Annotated in this window: 16 protein-coding genes and 1 pseudogene; 3 read left to right on the forward strand and 14 right to left on the reverse strand. The window is 42.2% G+C overall.

Translation table 11 applies throughout. The features are described from left to right. Window positions 1-35: 35 nt before the first annotated feature. The 8 genes from ACTQ50_RS03780 to ACTQ50_RS03815 form a co-directional block, all read right to left on the reverse strand. Window positions 36-494 carry a CYTH domain-containing protein gene (locus ACTQ50_RS03780; protein WP_441483024.1) on the reverse strand — a complete coding sequence of 153 codons (459 nt, stop codon included), beginning with the start codon at window positions 492-494 and terminating at the stop codon, window positions 36-38. A 118-nt stretch (window positions 495-612) separates the two neighbouring features. Continuing rightward, entirely contained in the window at window positions 613-2,142 is a 1,530-nt protein-coding gene (gene malQ / locus ACTQ50_RS03785; protein ID WP_441483025.1) for a 4-alpha-glucanotransferase, read from the reverse strand. A gap of 431 nt (window positions 2,143-2,573) precedes the next feature. Beyond that, window positions 2,574-3,857: a sensor histidine kinase gene (locus ACTQ50_RS03790; RefSeq protein ID WP_441483026.1), complete on the reverse strand. Its 1,284-nt coding sequence runs from the start codon at window positions 3,855-3,857 to the stop codon at window positions 2,574-2,576. Window positions 3,858-3,860: 3 nt separating this feature from the next. Next, entirely contained in the window at window positions 3,861-4,595 is a 735-nt protein-coding gene (locus ACTQ50_RS03795) for a LytR/AlgR family response regulator transcription factor (protein ID WP_441483027.1), read from the reverse strand. Window positions 4,596-4,663: 68 nt separating this feature from the next. Further along, window positions 4,664-5,005, reverse strand: coding sequence for a hypothetical protein (locus ACTQ50_RS03800; RefSeq protein ID WP_441483028.1), 342 nt, complete (start codon window positions 5,003-5,005; stop codon window positions 4,664-4,666). A 55-nt stretch (window positions 5,006-5,060) separates the two neighbouring features. After that, window positions 5,061-7,085: an alkyl/aryl-sulfatase gene (locus tag ACTQ50_RS03805; RefSeq protein WP_441483029.1), complete on the reverse strand. Its 2,025-nt coding sequence runs from the start codon at window positions 7,083-7,085 to the stop codon at window positions 5,061-5,063. 146 nt (window positions 7,086-7,231) lie between these two features. Next, window positions 7,232-8,560 (reverse strand): MATE family efflux transporter, encoded by a 1,329-nt coding sequence (locus ACTQ50_RS03810; RefSeq protein WP_441483030.1) that lies wholly within the window; start codon window positions 8,558-8,560, stop codon window positions 7,232-7,234. Between the two features lie 168 nt (window positions 8,561-8,728). Further along, complete coding sequence (locus tag ACTQ50_RS03815; protein WP_441483031.1) at window positions 8,729-9,868, reverse strand: DnaJ C-terminal domain-containing protein; 1,140 nt, start codon at window positions 9,866-9,868, stop codon at window positions 8,729-8,731. A gap of 277 nt (window positions 9,869-10,145) precedes the next feature. Here ACTQ50_RS03815 and ACTQ50_RS03820 point away from each other — a divergent pair, with 277 nt between their 5' ends. Both ACTQ50_RS03820 and ACTQ50_RS03825 read left to right on the forward strand, forming a co-directional pair. Continuing rightward, window positions 10,146-10,784 (forward strand): sugar O-acetyltransferase, encoded by a 639-nt coding sequence (locus tag ACTQ50_RS03820; protein WP_441483032.1) that lies wholly within the window; start codon window positions 10,146-10,148, stop codon window positions 10,782-10,784. Window positions 10,785-10,827: 43 nt separating this feature from the next. Beyond that, window positions 10,828-12,198, forward strand: a complete 1,371-nt coding sequence (locus ACTQ50_RS03825; RefSeq protein WP_441483033.1) for an MATE family efflux transporter — start codon at window positions 10,828-10,830, stop codon at window positions 12,196-12,198. Between the two features lie 300 nt (window positions 12,199-12,498). On the opposite strand, the gene ACTQ50_RS03830 is transcribed toward ACTQ50_RS03825, so the two are convergent. The 5 genes from ACTQ50_RS03830 to ACTQ50_RS03850 form a co-directional block, all read right to left on the reverse strand. After that, window positions 12,499-12,675 carry a helix-turn-helix domain-containing protein gene (locus tag ACTQ50_RS03830; RefSeq protein ID WP_441483043.1) on the reverse strand — a complete coding sequence of 59 codons (177 nt, stop codon included), beginning with the start codon at window positions 12,673-12,675 and terminating at the stop codon, window positions 12,499-12,501. Next, window positions 12,617-12,775: a hypothetical protein gene (locus ACTQ50_RS03835; RefSeq protein ID WP_441483044.1), complete on the reverse strand. Its 159-nt coding sequence runs from the start codon at window positions 12,773-12,775 to the stop codon at window positions 12,617-12,619. Before ACTQ50_RS03835 ends, ACTQ50_RS03830 begins: the two co-directional genes overlap by 59 nt. Window positions 12,776-12,832: 57 nt before the next feature. Continuing rightward, window positions 12,833-14,530 (reverse strand): AAA family ATPase, encoded by a 1,698-nt coding sequence (locus tag ACTQ50_RS03840; protein ID WP_441483034.1) that lies wholly within the window; start codon window positions 14,528-14,530, stop codon window positions 12,833-12,835. Between the two features lie 119 nt (window positions 14,531-14,649). Beyond that, a complete protein-coding gene (locus tag ACTQ50_RS03845; RefSeq protein ID WP_441483035.1) occupies window positions 14,650-15,393 on the reverse strand; it encodes a sulfite exporter TauE/SafE family protein in 744 nt (247 codons plus the stop codon). Window positions 15,394-15,507: 114 nt separating this feature from the next. Continuing rightward, window positions 15,508-16,854, reverse strand: a complete 1,347-nt coding sequence (locus ACTQ50_RS03850; protein ID WP_441483036.1) for an MATE family efflux transporter — start codon at window positions 16,852-16,854, stop codon at window positions 15,508-15,510. Between the two features lie 105 nt (window positions 16,855-16,959). Between ACTQ50_RS03850 and ACTQ50_RS03855 the strand changes: the two genes are divergently transcribed. After that, complete coding sequence (locus ACTQ50_RS03855; protein WP_441483037.1) at window positions 16,960-17,862, forward strand: AraC family transcriptional regulator; 903 nt, start codon at window positions 16,960-16,962, stop codon at window positions 17,860-17,862. Window positions 17,863-18,059: 197 nt separating this feature from the next. Here the strand turns inward: ACTQ50_RS03855 and ACTQ50_RS03860 are convergent. Further along, a pseudogene (locus tag ACTQ50_RS03860) lies at window positions 18,060-18,290 on the reverse strand (hypothetical protein); the annotation flags it as partial.

The raw sequence follows: 18,290 nt of genomic DNA on the forward strand, positions 1-18,290 counted from the left end.
GTTGTTTAGTTAAGGCTCATTATAAAATAAAAATCTTATCTATTTTTCCCCTTACTTAACGTACTGTTATGGTACTCCGTAGAATACGTCACATCCTCCCCGAACCACTTTGGCGGCTGGTAGGCGTGGGCGGCTTCTTCGGTAGGGAATTCTACTTCTGCCAGGAGAAGACCTTCATAGGGGGCTTTGAACACGTCCAATTCAATGGATAAGCCGTCTTTTTCGGGGATCACATAGCGAACCTTGGAGATCACGATTCCATCTGCTTTTGGCTTTAAGTGCTCATAGGCTTCCTTTGTCAGCGGCAGATTATATTCCTCTCTTGCTAGCAGTCCCTTTGACTTATAAGTCAGATAATAATTGTCGTTTGACTTGCGGATCCGCACTACCGGCTCTGTGCACAGATATCCCTGCTCAATTACCTTACTTGGATACTGCTCCAGATTCTCTGGAAGATTCTCTTTCTTAACAAGAAACTTTCTCTCAATTTCCAACTTGGTTTCCTCCTCATATCTTTTTTATAAAATATGAACTATTTTCGCTCTCCATATAGCAAAATTGAGGGCAAAACTATTTGCCCTCAATCTTACTCTATTCTCACTTTTTATGCAACTATTTCTCTTCTACTGGATCTGGTGTCCAGTTTCTTCTTCCGAATCTGGTCGCCAGGATCAGCATTTCTTTCTGCAATTCCTTGCTAAACTGTCCCTCTTTCAGACGCCATTTCCAGTTGGTTCCCAAAGTGGACGGCTGATTGATACGGGCTGAATTATCAAGCTGAAGATAATCCTGAATAGGAATGATACATCTTCCAGCCACACTTCCCATAACAAGACGGATCATATTTCGACAGATGCCTTTCTCATCATCATGAAAATTCCACAGATATTCACGGACCATGTGACGCTCCTCAGGAGTAATATCCGCATACCAGCCAAGCAGCGTCTCATTATCGTGGGTTCCTGTATAAACCACACAATTGCTGGTATAGTTATGCGGCAGATAATCACTGGCATTTCCAGTATCACGCTCATCAAAGGCAAACTCAATAACCTTCATATTAGGGTAACCGCTCTCCTCCACAAGACGCTTCACAGAGTCCGTCATGAAACCAAGGTCCTCTGCAATAATGTCCTTATGTCCCAGTCTCTGTGCCACTGTGCGGAAAAGATCCATTCCCGGTCCTTTTTCCCACCATCCACGCTTCGCGTCTTTATCTCCATACGGAATTGCATAATATTCATCAAATCCACGGAAATGGTCAATGCGGACAACATCATACATATTAAAGCAATGAGCCAGACGTTTGATCCACCACTCAAATCCTGTACTCTTATGAACATCCCATCTGTACAGCGGATTTCCCCAAAGCTGACCGGTAGCGGAAAATCCATCTGGTGGGCATCCAGCCACCTGTGTAGGCTCGTTGTTCTCATCCAGTTTGAAAAGCCCTGGATTTGCCCAGGTATCAGCGCTGTCCATGGCAACATAGATCGGGATATCCCCAATAATACGGATTCCCCTTCTGTTTGCATATGCTTTCAGTTTCGCCCACTGCTCATAGAATTTAAACTGCATGTACTCCTGAAATTCAATTTCAAAATACAGTTCCCTTCTGTAATAATCCAGGGCATTGTTCCAGCGAAGACGAATGTCCTCCGCCCATTCTGTCCACGGAATTCCGCCGAAGCGATCCTTAACAGCCATAAAAAGTGCATAATCTCCAAGCCAGTGCGCCTGCTCCTGCTGGAATCTCACAAAATCCGGATTTTTGGAAATATCACTTCTTTCATAGGCTTTGCGAAGAAGTTTATAACGTCCTTTGTAAATTTTTTCATAATCAACGTCATCTTCTCTGGAGCCAAAATCTACAGCATCACACTCTTTTTCTGTAAGCACACCCTCTTCAATCAGATCTTCCAAACTGATAAAATAAGGATTTCCCGCAAAAGTGGAAAAAGACTGGTACGGTGAATCGCCGTAGCTGGTTGGTCCAAGAGGCAGGATCTGCCAGCAGCCCTGTCCTGCTGCCTTTAACTGATCTACAAACTCATAAGCGCTTTTTGAAAAGCAGCCAATTCCATATTTTGACGGCAGACTGCTGATTGGAAGCAGCACACCACATTCTCTTTGATTTCCCATGTTTTCCTCCCTGTTCTGAACTCCAAATAGCAGACATTACTATTTGCAGCAGTTTCAAACTGTTGCTGTTCACTGGAAACAGCAGATTCAAAGTCCATTAAATAGGACATTGAATTTATTTACATTCATTAACACGTATTGTTACACTTGTCACAGTTTAACATACATGCTTGTATCATGCCACAGATCATAATGGAAAATCAATATCACTTTTTCAAGAAACATGGTACTTTTTCTTTATGGTTCGCTGGTGACATTCATGTTATAAAACTATAATAGATTTTCTTTGATATGCCAAGCTTATTCTCGCAGGCATCCATGTTCACAATAATCGCAGCATTACTGTAATCTTTAGGAACAGGTCATTGCATGCTTCGAATATATCCTTTAATAAAGAGCCCCTTTTACTTTCCTTAACTATAAATTTTCTCTTATATATGCAGCATAAAACTCGCCTCAAACTTCTTTCCATCAGCTTCAAACCTACTTATTCCATCATATTTTTCACAGATCTGTCTCATAGACCGAATACCGATCCCTTCTTCGTTTTCCCTTTTCCGGGATAAAATCTTATTCTCTTTTTTTAAAACAATTCCGTCAAAAGAATTATCTATTGTAAGCAGCAGTATATTCTGTTCTCTTTCCGACAGGATCGTGATATACCGCTCTTTGTCACATGTATCACACGCTGTAACCGCATTATCAAGTGCATTTCCCAAAAGGCAGCACAGATCCGTATCGGATATGGACAAGTTATCCAGTTTCCCACACACTTTGAAAGATATTTTCTTTTCCTTTGCTACGCAGGCATAATGATATAAAACACTGTCTGCGGCAGCGTTTCCCGTATACGGAACCTCCCCCACATTTAAAAGTGCATTTTGTAATATTTCGCAGTATTTCTGCAATTCCTCGCGGTTTCCTGTATCCATGAATCCCTTCAAGGCCGTCAGCTGGTGCTTAAAGTTATGCCGTACCTCGCGCTCCATTTCCACTGATTCGGTAAGTGATTTATAATACCCTTTCTGCATTTCAATCTGCTTATTCATCTGATTTTTTTCCTGCATATTTCCATAATCCTGTGCAACTCTGTGACAAAGAATTATGGTAGCCACACCAACCAGAAGCCTGCAGACCAGCTGATTCACTGTAGCTGTATATTCTTCCAATCCATGGGAAAAAAGGCCGCTGAAAAACATAGCCATAGGAATAAACCAGATGTTGTTCCAGTAATCTCTGCACTCTATATTCAGAAATGGGGTGATTGTCCGGCGCATTAAGCTGCGGTACCAGTAATAACCGATTGAAAATAAAGCAAAACCAATGACAGTTTCCATAATCATTCCGTACTCCAGCATATTATAACCTATTTTATCTGTTATAAAAACTGCAACAGCAAAAGTGATCCAGACGATTAATGCGGTAAGTCCAAAACAAAACAGATGCACTTTTATATAACCTTTTATTACCAGAATATTGACAATGCCCATAATCACACAATAGAATAATATATTAAATTTATAAAATGTAATTGTCATCCTGCCATTTTCTATGATCCAAAGGCACAAAACAAAATCCAGGATCATACCAGCCCCATACCAGAACATCAGGGATTTCTTTTCTTTTTTTGATACTTTTTCTTTAAATGGTACATATCTAAGAAGCAAAGTTGGAAGATGCATCAGTACACAGCACAAGCCCAAAATTATTTTCATTCTTTATCTTCCTCTCATCCTTTTTCGCATATCTGCCCATCGAAAATCCGCAAATGCCTTTTTTACTTCGTCTCTTTTTCCATGACTGACCGGAAGTTCCGTCTGGTCAGTCAGCTTTAATTTTTCTGAAGATATAGACACGATCTCTCTCATAGAAACCAGGGCCCACCTTATTGGCATACAAAAATCACCTTCTGGTAATATCTGAGCCATTTCCGCTAATGACTGTGATGCTTCCAGAATATCAGATTTCAAATGGATCAGGGTTTTCTTTCCTTTCGCTTCTATGTATAAAATGTCAGATAGATATATACTTTCTTTTAATCTTCCAACTTTTACTTCTACCGTTCTTATTAAATAATAATTTTCAAAAAATTTATCCAGGATATGATAGATCTGTGCTTTCTCAATTGGTTTTACCATATAATGAAGTGCATCAATATTAAATGCTTCTGCTGCAAAGTCAATACTGGTGCTTGCAAAAACAATCTGAATTTTATCATTCATCTGGATAATCTTTTTGGCAGTCTCCATTCCGTTCAGATTCCCCATAAAAATATCCATAAATGCAAGTCTATAACATACAATATCAGATTGCAGAAATGCTTCTCCTGATTCAAATTCATCAATTTCTGCATAAAGATTATTCTGATCCAGATAAGAAGAAAGCAGTGATATGATCTTTTCCCTGTCTGTTTTCACATCATCGCAAACTGCAATTTTGATACTATTTTCCATTTCTTTTCTTCTCGCTTTCTATTCTTATCTTTATTATAGCCGGACTTCTATATTTTTCAACGAATTATCTATACTGTGAATCTACATTTTTTCAGTGCGGTATTAATTTTTTCTTTACTCACAGGCATAAGTGCAAAGTAGTCTACATTCAGCCGAAAGGCCTGCGCTGCAAAACCTTCATCATTTGAGAACCATACAACCGGGATATCCGGATATATTTTTCGTATTGCAATTACCCCCTCCATTCCTGCTGCCTTTTCCATAATTACCAAAACAGCGGCAGGACATTTCTTCATCAGAGTGTGGATCAGTTCATCCTGATCGGAAAGGTACAATATGGAATATTCTTCCAATTCCTGTTGAAACAATCCAAGATTCTTCTGATCTCCATATAATATAACCGTTTTCATCGTTCACCCCCATATTGTTAAAAAAGGGCTGCCAGTGTATGACAGCCCTGTAGTATTATGGCTCGATAATATTGAAATATAAACTTAAAGGAGTCATGCTCTCACAGAACTGCCTGTAAAGTTCCTGATCCCCTTCTACAGATTCAACCAATTTGCTTATTCCATCCTCATTGCATGCTGCAATTGCAAGAATACCTGTCTTCTTTGTTTTGATTGTCAGCTCTGCGGCATCATCCTGTTCACCCGGATAATACAGAAGTACTCCATGATGTACTTTCAGAAGGTAATTCTGGTCGTCTGTAACCTGGAGATTGATAGAAAAGGACTTGTCTGCCAGTTTCGTGCTGTCAAGCATAATTCCCATATAATCAAGTGTTGTCTGGGTATCCATCTTCTGGGCTGTGCTGCCAACTCCGGTGGTTGTACTTGCAGGATACATGTCCGTACCATTCCGAAGCTCGAAGGCAGCTACCAGATATGCGTTTCTCCACGCACCTGATTCAGACTGGTAGCCAAGCTGCTCCAACGCATCTGCGCAAAGATATCTCGCCTGCTGATTCTCTGGGTCTGCATATACTAATGTATTTGTAATCTGAGCAACCCACTGATAATCTCCTTTTTCATAATCCGCTTTTGCCAGTTCCAGAACCTTATCTGTATCTCCAAGATACTCTACCAGCTTTTTCGCATATTCAGTGGGTTCCAGCTCGTCCAGATGTACCGGATTTGCATCATACCAGCCCATATATTTCTGATAAACAGCCTTTACATTATGTTTCAGGGTTCCATAATACTGGCGGGTATACCATACTTTATTCAATGCTTCTGGAAGCTCGATCATGTTTGCAATTTCAGTGGATGTATAACCCTGGTTAATATACAGCAGTGTCTGGTCGTGCATAAATTTGTATACTGCTGCTGTATTTGTCAGGTATTCCTGGATCACATCGTTGCCCCAGTGCGGCCAGTTATGAGACTGGAAAACAATTTCCGCATCCTTTCCAAAAAGGTTCTGTGCTTCTGTAATATAACGTGCCCAGCTATTTGCATCGCGTACCTGGGCGCCTCTTAAGGTATAAAGATTGTGCATGGTCCCTGTACAGTTTTCTGCCATCCAGAGTGCTTTTTTGTCTGGGAAATATGTATTCATCTCAGCAGGAGATTCTGTATCCGGGGTAAGCTGGAAAACAGCTTTTACACCATCAATTGTAGTTTCATAAATCTCTTCTGTAACATTAAAAGTAGGAGGAAGATAGCCCACTCCGTTCTGGGATACAGCAAGGCCGATGCCTACAGAAAGACGCCCCTGCTCTCCGGCCTTCATGGCTGTTGCATATTGATACAGAGAACGGCGCTTCATTGCAGTTCCCACAAACACATTCTCTGACATAACTGCATTTTCAAATCCGTCTGGTACAATAATTGCAGTTTTTCCAGATGCGATCTGTTCTTCCAGGGAAAGGGAAGGATCTGCCAGCTCCTCCGCAGTAAGGATTCCTTCAATGCCGCCATAATGATCTACATGCGCATGGCTGATGATCACTGCAACAATATGGACATCTCCCATCTCAGACTTAAATAATTCAAGTGCTGCTTTCGCTGTCTGGGTTGTTGCAAGACAGTCCAGAATGATCCATCCATTATCAGTACGCACAAATGTCATATTGGAAATATCATAGCCTCTTACCTGATAGATATCATCCGATACCTGAAAAAGCCCGTATTTCGCATTCAGCTGTGTATTCCGCCAAAGACTGGGATTCGCTGTATCCGGAGCCTCAGTATCCTTCACAAATGCATAATTATCCATATCCCAACAAACGTTGCCATTAGCGTCCTCGATCACCAAGGATTCCGGAGCGGTAATAAATCCTCTGGACGCAAATTCCTCTTCCTGCTTATCGTCAAAGTCCAGTACCTGATAAACATTTTCATTGATCTGCCTCGTTATAGTAGTTGCTGGTTTCTTATCTGCTGTCAAAGCATCTGAAACCTCTGTTTCCTCTGCAAATACGCTCGCCGGAATAAATGATACCGCCAGCAAAGAACTGACTAATACAAGTGCAAGTTTTCTCTTCATATAATGCCTCCTTTTCGCCTGTGTTTTCGTTATCCCAACTATAACATAAAAATAATCCTTTTTAGGATACAGGGAATGAATCAGGGGCATAGGGAATGAAATATTTTCAGGAGCACTATAAGGTGTTTTTTATAACCACAGCTTTTTTAATAATGATATTTCTTCCGGTTCTTTACCAGACAGGTCACAGAGCAGATCAGTCCCAATCCCTCTGCCACTACAATGGCTCCCCAGATTCCATCAAACCCCAGGAGCATGGGAAGCAGAATAACCATTCCGCCCCGGAAAAGCAGTGTTCTTGTGAAAGATAAAAAGGCGGAAAGCGGTCCATTGCACAGCGCGGTGAAAAAAGAAGAGGCATAAATATTAATTCCGCTCAGCAGATATCCCACTGCAAAAATCCGGAATCCATGAACCGTCATGTCCAGCAGTTCTTTGTCATACCCTACGAAAATAGCAGACAGCGGATGACTTACGGCCTCTGAAACAGTCACCATCACAATGGACGTAATTCCAATGATCATCACGCTTTTGCGGAACACACTTTTCAGCTCTGCATGATTTCCAGCGCCATACTGGTAGCTTACAACAGGGGCACTTCCAGAAGAAAATCCAAGAAACGCCGCCAGAAATACAAAGTCTACATACATCATAACAGAATAAGCCGCTACGCCCATTTCGCCGATTACTTTCATCAGCTGAATGTTATATAAAATACCGATCAAGGATGCAGAAATATTACTCATCAGCTCGGAAGAACCATTGGAAGCAGCCTGAAGAAGCTGTTTTCCATAAAATTTTGTTTTCACAAGCTGAAGACCATGTTCTCTCTTTTTTGCAAAATAAATAAGTGGGATCCCGCCGCCAACAACATATCCCATAACCGTTGCCAGAGCTGCTCCTGCAACACCCATTTTCAATACTGCAATAAACACGTAATCCAGTGCCATATTTGTCACACCAGAGGCAATGGAAAGTACCAATCCCAGGGTTGGCTTTTCATTTACCACAAAGAAATTCTGAAAGCTGACCTGCAGCATAAATGGGACACTGCCAGCCAGAAGGATTGCCCCATAAATGACACAGTCCTCCATGAGAAGATCACTGGCTCCAGCAAGCCGCATGATCGGACGCACAAAAATAAGTGACAGCGCGGTCAAAATCCCGCCAATTAGGATCATGCTGTAGATCAGCATGGAAAAATATTGGTTCGCCAGTTCCTTTTTGCCCTCGCCCAAGGTCTTCGCCACCAGTGCACTGCCGCCGGTACCAAGCATAAAACCAACTGCACCAATAATCATAGTCACCGGAAATGCAATGTTGATCGCAGAAAGCGCCATGGCCCCTACCAGGTTGGACACGAATAAACCGTCCACTACACTATAAATAGAAGCGATTATCATGGTAACCACCGAAGGTAAGGTGAAACGCAGCAGGCGTTTGTAAGTAAAATGATCGGATAGTCTGATCTGCATAAATATCGTTTTTCTCCTTTTCTTTCTGTGCGTTATATTTTACCAGAAAAATGCTAAAAAGTCGCTAATAAAAGAAAATAGCTTATACGCATTTGCAAAGTCCATTAAACAGTACTTTTTTCTATGCGTGTAAGCTATTCCTAAAATCCATAAACAGTAAATTTATTTCTATGCTGTGCGTGAATTTCTCGCACCGGACATCCTGGTGCTGGTGTCAAATTCGCGGAGTTTCCGCTTGGATTCCTCGCTTAGATTTCGTGGTACCTGAACCTGGACGGTTACGTACAGATCACCGTAGACGCCAGTTTTACCCATTGCCTGAATGCCTTTGCCTTTCAGACGGATCTTGCTGCCGGACTGGGTGCCTTCCGGGATGCGGCACATTACCTGACCGTTCAGTGTCTGGACTCTGGCTTCGCCGCCAAGGGCAGCTGTGACAAATGGCACATTTACGGTGGTATAAACGTCGTTACCTTTTCGTTCAAAACCAGGGCGCTCGCCTACGTGAACTTTCAGGAGAAGGTCTCCTGCCGGAGCGCCGCCGTAGCCCGGATTGCCTTTGCCTCTCAGACGGATGCTCTTGCCATTGTCAATTCCAGCAGGAATGTGAACTTTCAGAGTCTGTTTACCGCTGCCGTCTGCACCGGAAAGGTTGATCAGCTTGTCGCAGCCGAATGCGGCCTCGTTGAAGCTGATGGAAATTTCGGCGTTCAGGTCCTGGCCTTTCTGCTGGTGGCTGCCATAGCCATTACTGTAGCTGTTTCCACCAAAGCCGGAATCATGGAAACCACTTCCGAAGCTGCTTCCAAAACCTCCGAAAGAACTATCGTCAAATCCAGCTCTGTTAAAACCGCTTCCGCCAAATCCATGTGCAGAACCAGTCTTTCCAGAAGTACTTCCACCTCCGAATCCGCCGCCAAACAGATTCTTCAGAATGTCGTCCATGTCACCGCCTTCAAAGTGGAATTCCTGGTAACTGCCATCTGGACTTCTGTAAGCACCGCTATGACCGTTTCCAAATCCACCGAAACCAGCGCCACCAAAGCCGCCTGCACCATATCCGGCACCGCCAGCGCCTTCTTCAAATGCTGCGTGACCAAACTGGTCATATAGTTTCTTCTTCTCAGGATCACTGAGCACATTATAGGCCTCTGTGACTTCCTTAAATTTCTCTTCTGCATCCGCATTTCCTGCATTGGAATCTGGATGGTATTTCTTTGCCATCTTACGATAGGCTTTCTTTATAGCATCTTTATCCGCGCTGCGACTGATTCCCAGCACTTCATAATAATCTCTTTTTGCTCCCATACTGGTCACCTCTGACTCCTCATATTGCGAAATATATTTATCTGAATTATGTTTCCTACCTACACAAATTCCCCGGAATCTCTTCCGGGGAATGCTGCTGTCCATCTCCCGAACAGCCCCGGGAAACAGCTTTTGCTTCTTTGTTCTATTTGTAATATAACATTCATTCTCTTAAAAGTCAAGGTATGCAACATAATTTCATATTTTTTTCACATTTGCAACATAACCTGTGCTATAATAGTAACACTTTACCATTCATTTTCAGGAGGAAAATCAGATGAATCATAAGGAACGTATGAAGCAGGGACTGCTCTATAATCCCAATCTTCCGGAGCTTGCGGATGAGCAGTTTGTGTATATGGATCGGTTGTGGGAATTTAACCAGTTGAAGCCTTCCCAATTTGCGGAGAAAGAGCGGTATATGAAGGAAATGTTCGCGGAATGTGGGGAGAATTGCTATATTGAGCTCCCTTTCCACGCCAACTGGGGCGGAAAAAATGTACACTTCGGAAATAGTGTGTATGCCAATTTCAACCTTACCCTGGTGGATGACGGTGACATTTACGTAGATGACAAGGTCATGTTTGGACCTAATGTTACCATTGCTACTGCCAATCATCCAATCGAACCTGGTCTTCGTGAAAAAGCCATGCAGTACAATAAGACGGTCCACATCTGTGAAAATGTATGGATTGGTGCAGGCACTGTAATCGTACCTGGCGTAACCATTGGAAACAATTCGGTCATCGGTGCTGGAAGCGTTGTAACAAAAGATATCCCGGAGAATGTAGTTGCCGTAGGTAATCCATGCCGGATATTACGGGAAATCGGAGAACATGACCGTGAATACTTCTATAAGAATGAACGGATCGACTGGGAAAATTTAGATGATATTTCCTATTTCCCACTTGGATAAGATTTTCCACAAAACAAATATAAGAAAACTTTAAGGACAAATCATGAAAAACAAACAAATAAATCTTACCTCCGGTCCCATTTTAAGGACTTTGGCGGAATTGGCACTGCCAATCATGGCTTCCTCTTTTCTGTCTACTGCTTATAACATCACGGACATGGCATGGATCGGCATGCTTGGTTCCAAAGCGGTGGCTGGTGTAGGCGTGGGAGGAATGTACGTGTGGCTGTCCCAGGGTTTTTCCTCTTTGGCAAGAATGGGCGGACAGGTAAACATGGCCCAGTCCGTTGGAAAAGGTGACCGGAAATCTGCTGCAGGATTTGCGCAGGTAGCCCTGCAGCTGACCATCTTTTTTGCGCTTCTGGTTACTGTGATCAGCCTAGTCTTTACTGGTCCTCTGCTGCAATTCTTTACACTGACAGATGCAGAAACTTATGAAAGCGCCAGAATTTACATGCGGATCACCTGCGGCCTGATCCTATTTTCCTTCCTTTCACAGGTACTGACAGGACTTTTCACCGCACAGGGGGATTCCAAAACACCGCTGAAGGCAAACTTCTTTGGGCTGGTGCTGAATATGATACTTGACCCTCTTCTGGTCCTTGGTGTGGGACCATTCCCTAGGCTGGAAGTTGTAGGAGCCGCAGTGGCAACTGTCACCGCACAGATTATCGTTCTGCTGATTCTTGTTACCGGTATCATCCGTGACCATGGCGAATCTAATGTGCTTCGAAACATCCACCTGCTTTCCAAGCCGGATTTCACTTATGTAAAAGGTGTGTTCCGTATCGGAATCCCAACTGCCTTACAGGGAATCATCTACTGTATCATCTCCATGATACTGACCAGAATGGTCTCCGGCTTTGGTGCCGGGGCAATCGCCGTACAGCGTGTGGGCGGACAGATTGAATCCCTTTCCTGGAATACAGCAGACGGTTTTGGCTCTGCCCTAAATGCGTTTATGGGACAAAATTACGGTGCTGGAAAAACAGACCGAATCAAAAAGGGATACAATATTTCCCTACGGCTTCTGGTATGCTGGACAGCCCTGATCACCATTGCCTTTGTATTTTTCCCACGGCCTATTTCCGTACTATTCTTCCATGAAGAAGAGGTGGTTCGGCTTTCCATCGATTACCTGCGGATCATCGGATTTTCCGAAATTCTGCTCAGTGTGGAAATGATGACGGTAGGTGCACTGTCCGGTCTTGGACGGACACAGCTTTGCAGCGTGATCAGTATTACTTTGACTGTTATGCGTATTCCGCTGGCGTTGATTTTATCTGGTACATCACTTGGGCTGAATGGAATCTGGTGGGCATTGACACTTTCCAGTGTTTCAAAGGGAATTCTCTTTTATATTGTGTTCCAGTATATCTGCCGACACAGCCTTGCTAAAAATACAGTTCAATAACCCAATTCATCAAAAAAATCCAGCGAATCATACACTTTGATATGATTTGCTGGATTCTTTTATATATTTCTTATTCTAATGAATAAATTCAGTTCTGAGAGGTAAGGAGGATGAAAATGCAGCACAGCTGCGTCCCCTGTTATTCATCCTCCCGAGTATTATTATAGTGTGTTTTGTCATTGTGGAATACATTTTTTCTGCCATTATATAGCAAAATTCCGCCATTTTGTTATTCTCTCATATAGCAACAGGGCTGAACTTTCAGTGGATATTTTCACATGAGCAACAGACGCATTGCAATTACTCAATCCTTTTCCTGTATTCCCCCGGTGTACACTTCATGTACTCCCGAAATACCTTTCCGAAATAGCTGCTGCTTCCTAACCCGCAGGCATGGCTGATTTCTGTGACTGACTCGTCACTTTCTGCCAGCATCTGGCATGCCACCTGCAGCCGGTAATTCTGAATGTACTGCATAGGCGTCACATGGAGACATTCCTGGAAAATCCGCCAGAAAATCCGGCAGCAGCTCTTCCTGGCTCCCAGCATGAAACTGGATCTGCTTAATTCTTTTCATGGCGAATCTCCCTTCCTGTTTATTTTCAAACTTCAGCATTTCAAATCACTCGAACATTTACTCTCCTATGAGCACTTCTTTCCCTTTAAATGCAAATCCGTAATGATGAATCTCTTCTTTTTCAAAGCCTAGCTCTATAAGCTCCTCATCGTATTTTTTCTCCTCAATCTGCTGCAAGGCTGCTTTTACAGTATCCTCCAGATTTTTTTCCTTTTTTTCATTATAGACCTTGAATTCCAGAACCACAGCAGGCAGCCTGCCTGTCTTTTTAGGGCGCGGAATCAGCATAATATCATATCGTCCAAAGCCGCTTTCCCTGTTGGAACGAATAATATAATTCTCCCGCTGTTCCACCATAAGCCCCAATACAAAGCCATGGTAAAATCGCTCTGGTGCCAGCTCATCTGAATATTTTTTTCCAGTATCAAAATAGCTAAATGTAGAAAGGGCAACTTCATTCATATAGTGATTCATAGCCTCTACATCGCCTTGCAGCAACGCCTTGACAAACCCATTATATTCCGACTGACTTACACGAAACCATCCTTTAAACATATTGGAAAACATCCCAATTGTTTCCAAATTGGTAATAGAAAGATGATACCATGGATCTAGCGTAAGTCCCCGATGTTCCACCTTTTTCACCTTAAGATATCCACTTGCCAAAAGCAGGCTCCAGATTGCATTTTCATCTTTTTCAAGTTGTTCAAATACGATCTGCTCGTCAAAATTAACTGTAATTGTTCCTCCTTCCAGCAGTGTTTCCATCTCTGTTTTTATTTCCGGCGATGCACTTTGAAGCATTTTATTTACAAGACCATTTGAGCTGGTAGACGCCCAATAAGGCCGCAACTGACCTTCCTTTAAGAAATTTGTAATCGACCATGGATTGTAAATATCCTTATGTTTTCCAAATGTAAAACCGTCATACCAGGTCTTTACATTTTCCTTCTGATTCCCCATTTCAAACATTTCCAGAGCCTGAAAAACTTCTTTTTCCGTAAATCCGAAGCAATCTGAGTATCGTTCCGAGGTAGTCGTAATTACAGTCAGATTGTTCAAATCTGAGAATATGGATTCCTTTGAGACCCGTGTAATACCTGTCATAATCGCACGTTCCAGGTGCCTGTTTGTTTTGAATGTGGAATTAAAAAGCCCACGGATAAATGCAGTAAATTCATTCCAATATCCATGAATATATGCTTCCTGCATAGGAGTATCGTACTCATCCAGAAGGATCAGAACCTTCTTTCCATAATAAAGGTGCAGATAACAGGAAAGCTCCTGCAATGCACTTTGTGCTGTTACATCATCCATATCCGGAGTCACATTCAGTAGCTGTCTTCTCTGTTGTTCAGACAATTTCTGTGTTGTATACAGTTCTTTATACTGTTGAAAAGTGGTAAAAATAATCCTTTTGATCTTGCTGACTGCATCCTGATAATTGGTCTGTTTCACATCTGCAAAGCTTAGGAAAATTACTGGAAAGCATCCTTGAATCCTTTGATATTTTCCTTCTTTCCAGACAGATAGGCCCTTAAATAGTTCTCCCCGATTGGCATATTTATTTGAAAAAAAGCAGTTAAGCATACTCATATTCAAGGTTTTTCCAAAACGTCTTGGTCTGGTAATTAAAGTAATTTCATCTCCCGCTTCCCACCATTCTTTTATAAAATCGGATTTATCTATAAAAAAATAGTTCTCATCTCTAAGTGACGCGAAATCCTGTTTTCCAATACTGATTACCTGCTTCATATCCGCTCACACTCCCACTTTTTTTCAAACGCTTACACCTTCATGCTCCTCACAAAATAATAACGTGCTATACAAGTATGTTAATTATATCATTTCACCAGATAGATATCTACGTTTTATTAAACATTCTGCTCGATCAGTAAAATTCCGGATAGAATCAGCAGTACGATCATGAGCTTCCGCACTGCTGTTTCGTTTACGATCTGGCTGCTTTTCATTCCGGCGTATAGACCAAGAAGAGCTATGGGAATGAGGGCCAGAGCGCTTCTTAGAGTATTAAATGTGAGCAGATGAAGGGCACTGTAGAGGATGATGCGGAAGGTATTGTCCGCTATAAAGACAGCGCTGATGTTGGCTTTGAAGCTGCTTCCGCCTTCTGTGACACGGTCGATATAGGCCGCCAAGAGTGCTCCCACGCCGAAAAGGCCACATAGAACTCCGGCAAGGAGACCTACCATTCCCAGCATTATTCTGGATGTGTTTTCCAGATTGGCACTATCCCCTTTGGAATTTCCAGAGGGCCTTTTCTTTCGAAAAAGCATCTCTATTCCAAGAAGGATCACTATGATTCCAAACAATATTTTTGCAGAGCCAACATCTACATTTTTCAAAAATAATGCGCCTGGAATGCTGCCTGCAAGGACTAAACCAGCCAGGGGCAAATAAACTTTAGGATCCAGTTCTTTTCTGTTTTTCCAGGTTAAAATAAAGTTTGTGGGATATCCGATCAATAATTCTATTGGTGATATATTGGCATTTGAGGTGCCAAAGCTAAGGATGGAAGTAAACACAAGGGTGTTGGCAAATCCACATAGTCCTTTTATAAAGTAAGCAGCAAACGTTGCCAGAATCCATAGATACATATTTTTCTCCATTTTGTACATTTCTTCACAATTTTCCGTTACATAAAAAACAGATATTCCCCATAATAATACCGGGAAATATCTGTTTTTTCAAGTCAATATAGATGCCACAATTTAAGCCGTCTTTGCGCTGCTTTTCATCATCCTGTAATAACAGGGAATCAGCAGGGAGCAGGCGCCGAACCAGGCCAGAGGGCTGGCGATGCAGACGGCGGTGTAGCCAATAATTCCAGAAAGACCTACGGTTGCAATGATTCTCATCACCAGTTCGATCATACAGGTTGCAAATGGAGCACGTCCATTTTGCATGCTCTGGATGGTGGTACGGTAGACTGCAAGCAAGCCAAGAATGAAATAAAATGGTGCTACAACAGTCAGATACATGTCTGAATAATGATAAATTTCCTTTGTTGGGTCTGAAAGGAACATCTGCACGATCGGGTGCCGAAGCAGCAAAATTCCCACACACATGATCAAGTTAAAAGCCTCTGTCTGGATCAGGGAAGCCCGCACGCCTTGACGGATCCTGTCCTTCTTTCCTGCTCCGAAATTCTGTGCCACATAGTTGGAAATAGCAATCATCATGGCGTTATTTACAAGGACGGAAAGCTGATCTGCTTTTGATGCAGCAGTATAACCGGCTACAGCTGCTGTTCCCAAAGAGTTTACCACAGCCTGCATAGCCAGCTGTCCGATACACATCACAGACATCTGGAGTCCCATTGGGAAACCGGTTTTCAGATGAAGGATTGCCGCATCTTTCAGGTCATGGAAATCCTCTCTGTGAAGATGAAGGATCTGGAAATTTTTCAATCCCCCAACCAGTGACAACACCGCAGAAAGGAACTGGGAAAGGATAGTCGCCCACGCTGCACCAGCCACTCCCATATGCAGTGGAACAATAAATAAAACGTCCAGAAAAATATTCAAAACAGAAGCAAATACCAGGAAATACAGTGGTGTTTTACTGTCTCCAAGAGCGCGCAGCATGTTGGAGATCATGTTGTAAAAAACAGTGGCTCCAGTGCCAAGAAGCACCACAAACATATAGTCATAGGCTTCTCCTGAAATATCCTCCGGGATCTGCATCCAGCTAAGGATCTGGTGCGCAAGTAGACAACAGACCAGGGTGAGGACCACCGTAAAGGCAATACTTAAAATGGTGGAAACTGCAATGCTTTTTCGCATTCCCCTCTCATCCTTTGCCCCACAACGCTGTCCCAGACAGATACCAAATCCGCCTGTAAATCCATTGATAAAACAGAATACAAAATAGATAATAATACTGGTAGAACCTACCGCCGCAAGGGAATTCGCCCCAAGCGTTTTTCCCACGATCACCGAATCTGCCAGAGTATAAAACAGCTGAAACAGGTTTCCCAGAATGACGGGAATGGCAAATTTCAACAAAGACCAAAAAGGATTTCCTGTGGTCAGATCCATTTCTTTTGAACGAGACATGCAAACCTCCTTGCGCCATATGTCGTCTGGCGCTATAATAGATATAACTTTAATAGTGAGGCATTCAGCCCCGCCATTTTATATAAACCTTTTGGAGAATTGTATATGTCAAAACGAACACTTCTGGTAGATGATACCCAAAGAGAACTTTGTACACATGGAACAGAGAGCTTTCCAATGACTGTAAGCCATGATGATTTCTGGGATTTTGAAGGAAAAACGGTTCCCATTCACTGGCATAGCGATCTGGAAATCAGTCTGCCAAGAAAAGGTAAAGCAATCTATCAGATTTATGAAAAAAGCTACTATCTGAAGCCAGGTGAGGTACTTTTAATAAACCAGAATGTTCCTCACAGCTGTCATTCCTCTGATAACCAGCCAGCCAAATATAGTACTATTCTTGTCCGCCCGGATTTTATGTACGGTGATTTCGGAAGCGACGTAGAAAGAAATTGCTTTAGGCCTTTTCTCCAAAATTCAGCAATTCCCTGTGTTGTTCTATCTCCCGACAATCCTAGCCACTGCCGAATGCTAGAAAAGCTGAATCAGATAGAACAGCTTTTTGATCAGAAGCCTTACTGTTACGAATTGAAAATCAAAGGACTTCTATGCCAGGTTTTCACTGAAATTTTTGCTGAAAATCAAAAAATCTGCACTCATTACATACCTTCTAATCAGCTTGAACTGGAACGTCTGGAACAGATGTTGAATTATCTGAATACACATTTTGATTCTGTAATATCCCTTCAGCAGCTCGCTGATCAGATTCATCTGTCCAGAGAGGTATGCTGCCGCCTATTCAAAAAAATGACAGGTAAAACCATTACCACTTATCTAGAAGAATACCGAACAGACAAAGCCTTTTCTCTTGTACAAAGCGGTCAGTATTCTATAACTCAAATTGCAAGCATGGTAGGTTTCAGCAATGCCAGCCGTTTCGCTAATTCTTTTCGCAAACATTTTGGATGCAATCCCGGAGAATACAATTCTCTCAAGCAGAAAAAATAGTATTTAGACAATTTTCGCTATATTGGTACACTATTTCTACTGCACGCTTATTATATACACTCCTACATAAAAAGACGATTCTAACATTGTCCTTTCTGATACAGATATTGACATTTTCAACTATCATATATTGGGATTTATTGGATGAATAAATAGATTTATAACTTTTTCCTTGACAAAAGTTTATGTCTATTTTATTATTTTGATAAAAGAAATGGGGTTTCACCGTACAGTTTTGACTCAAGCGGGCTGCTCGTTTCTTTTTTTATTTCGAGAAAATCGTAGAGATATTTTTTCCCATCTTTATCATGACGAACGTAAGCGCACAGTTTTAAGGTGTACCCCATAACTGAAATCTGGCACCCTGCGCTAGGATGCCAGACATGCGAGTATTTTACTCCATTTTTATTTGCAAGTTTCCCGAACAG

Origin of the sequence: Blautia sp. Sow4_E7 (assembly GCF_052116245.1) — a bacterium.
Taxonomy (GTDB): domain Bacteria; phylum Bacillota; class Clostridia; order Lachnospirales; family Lachnospiraceae; genus Blautia_A.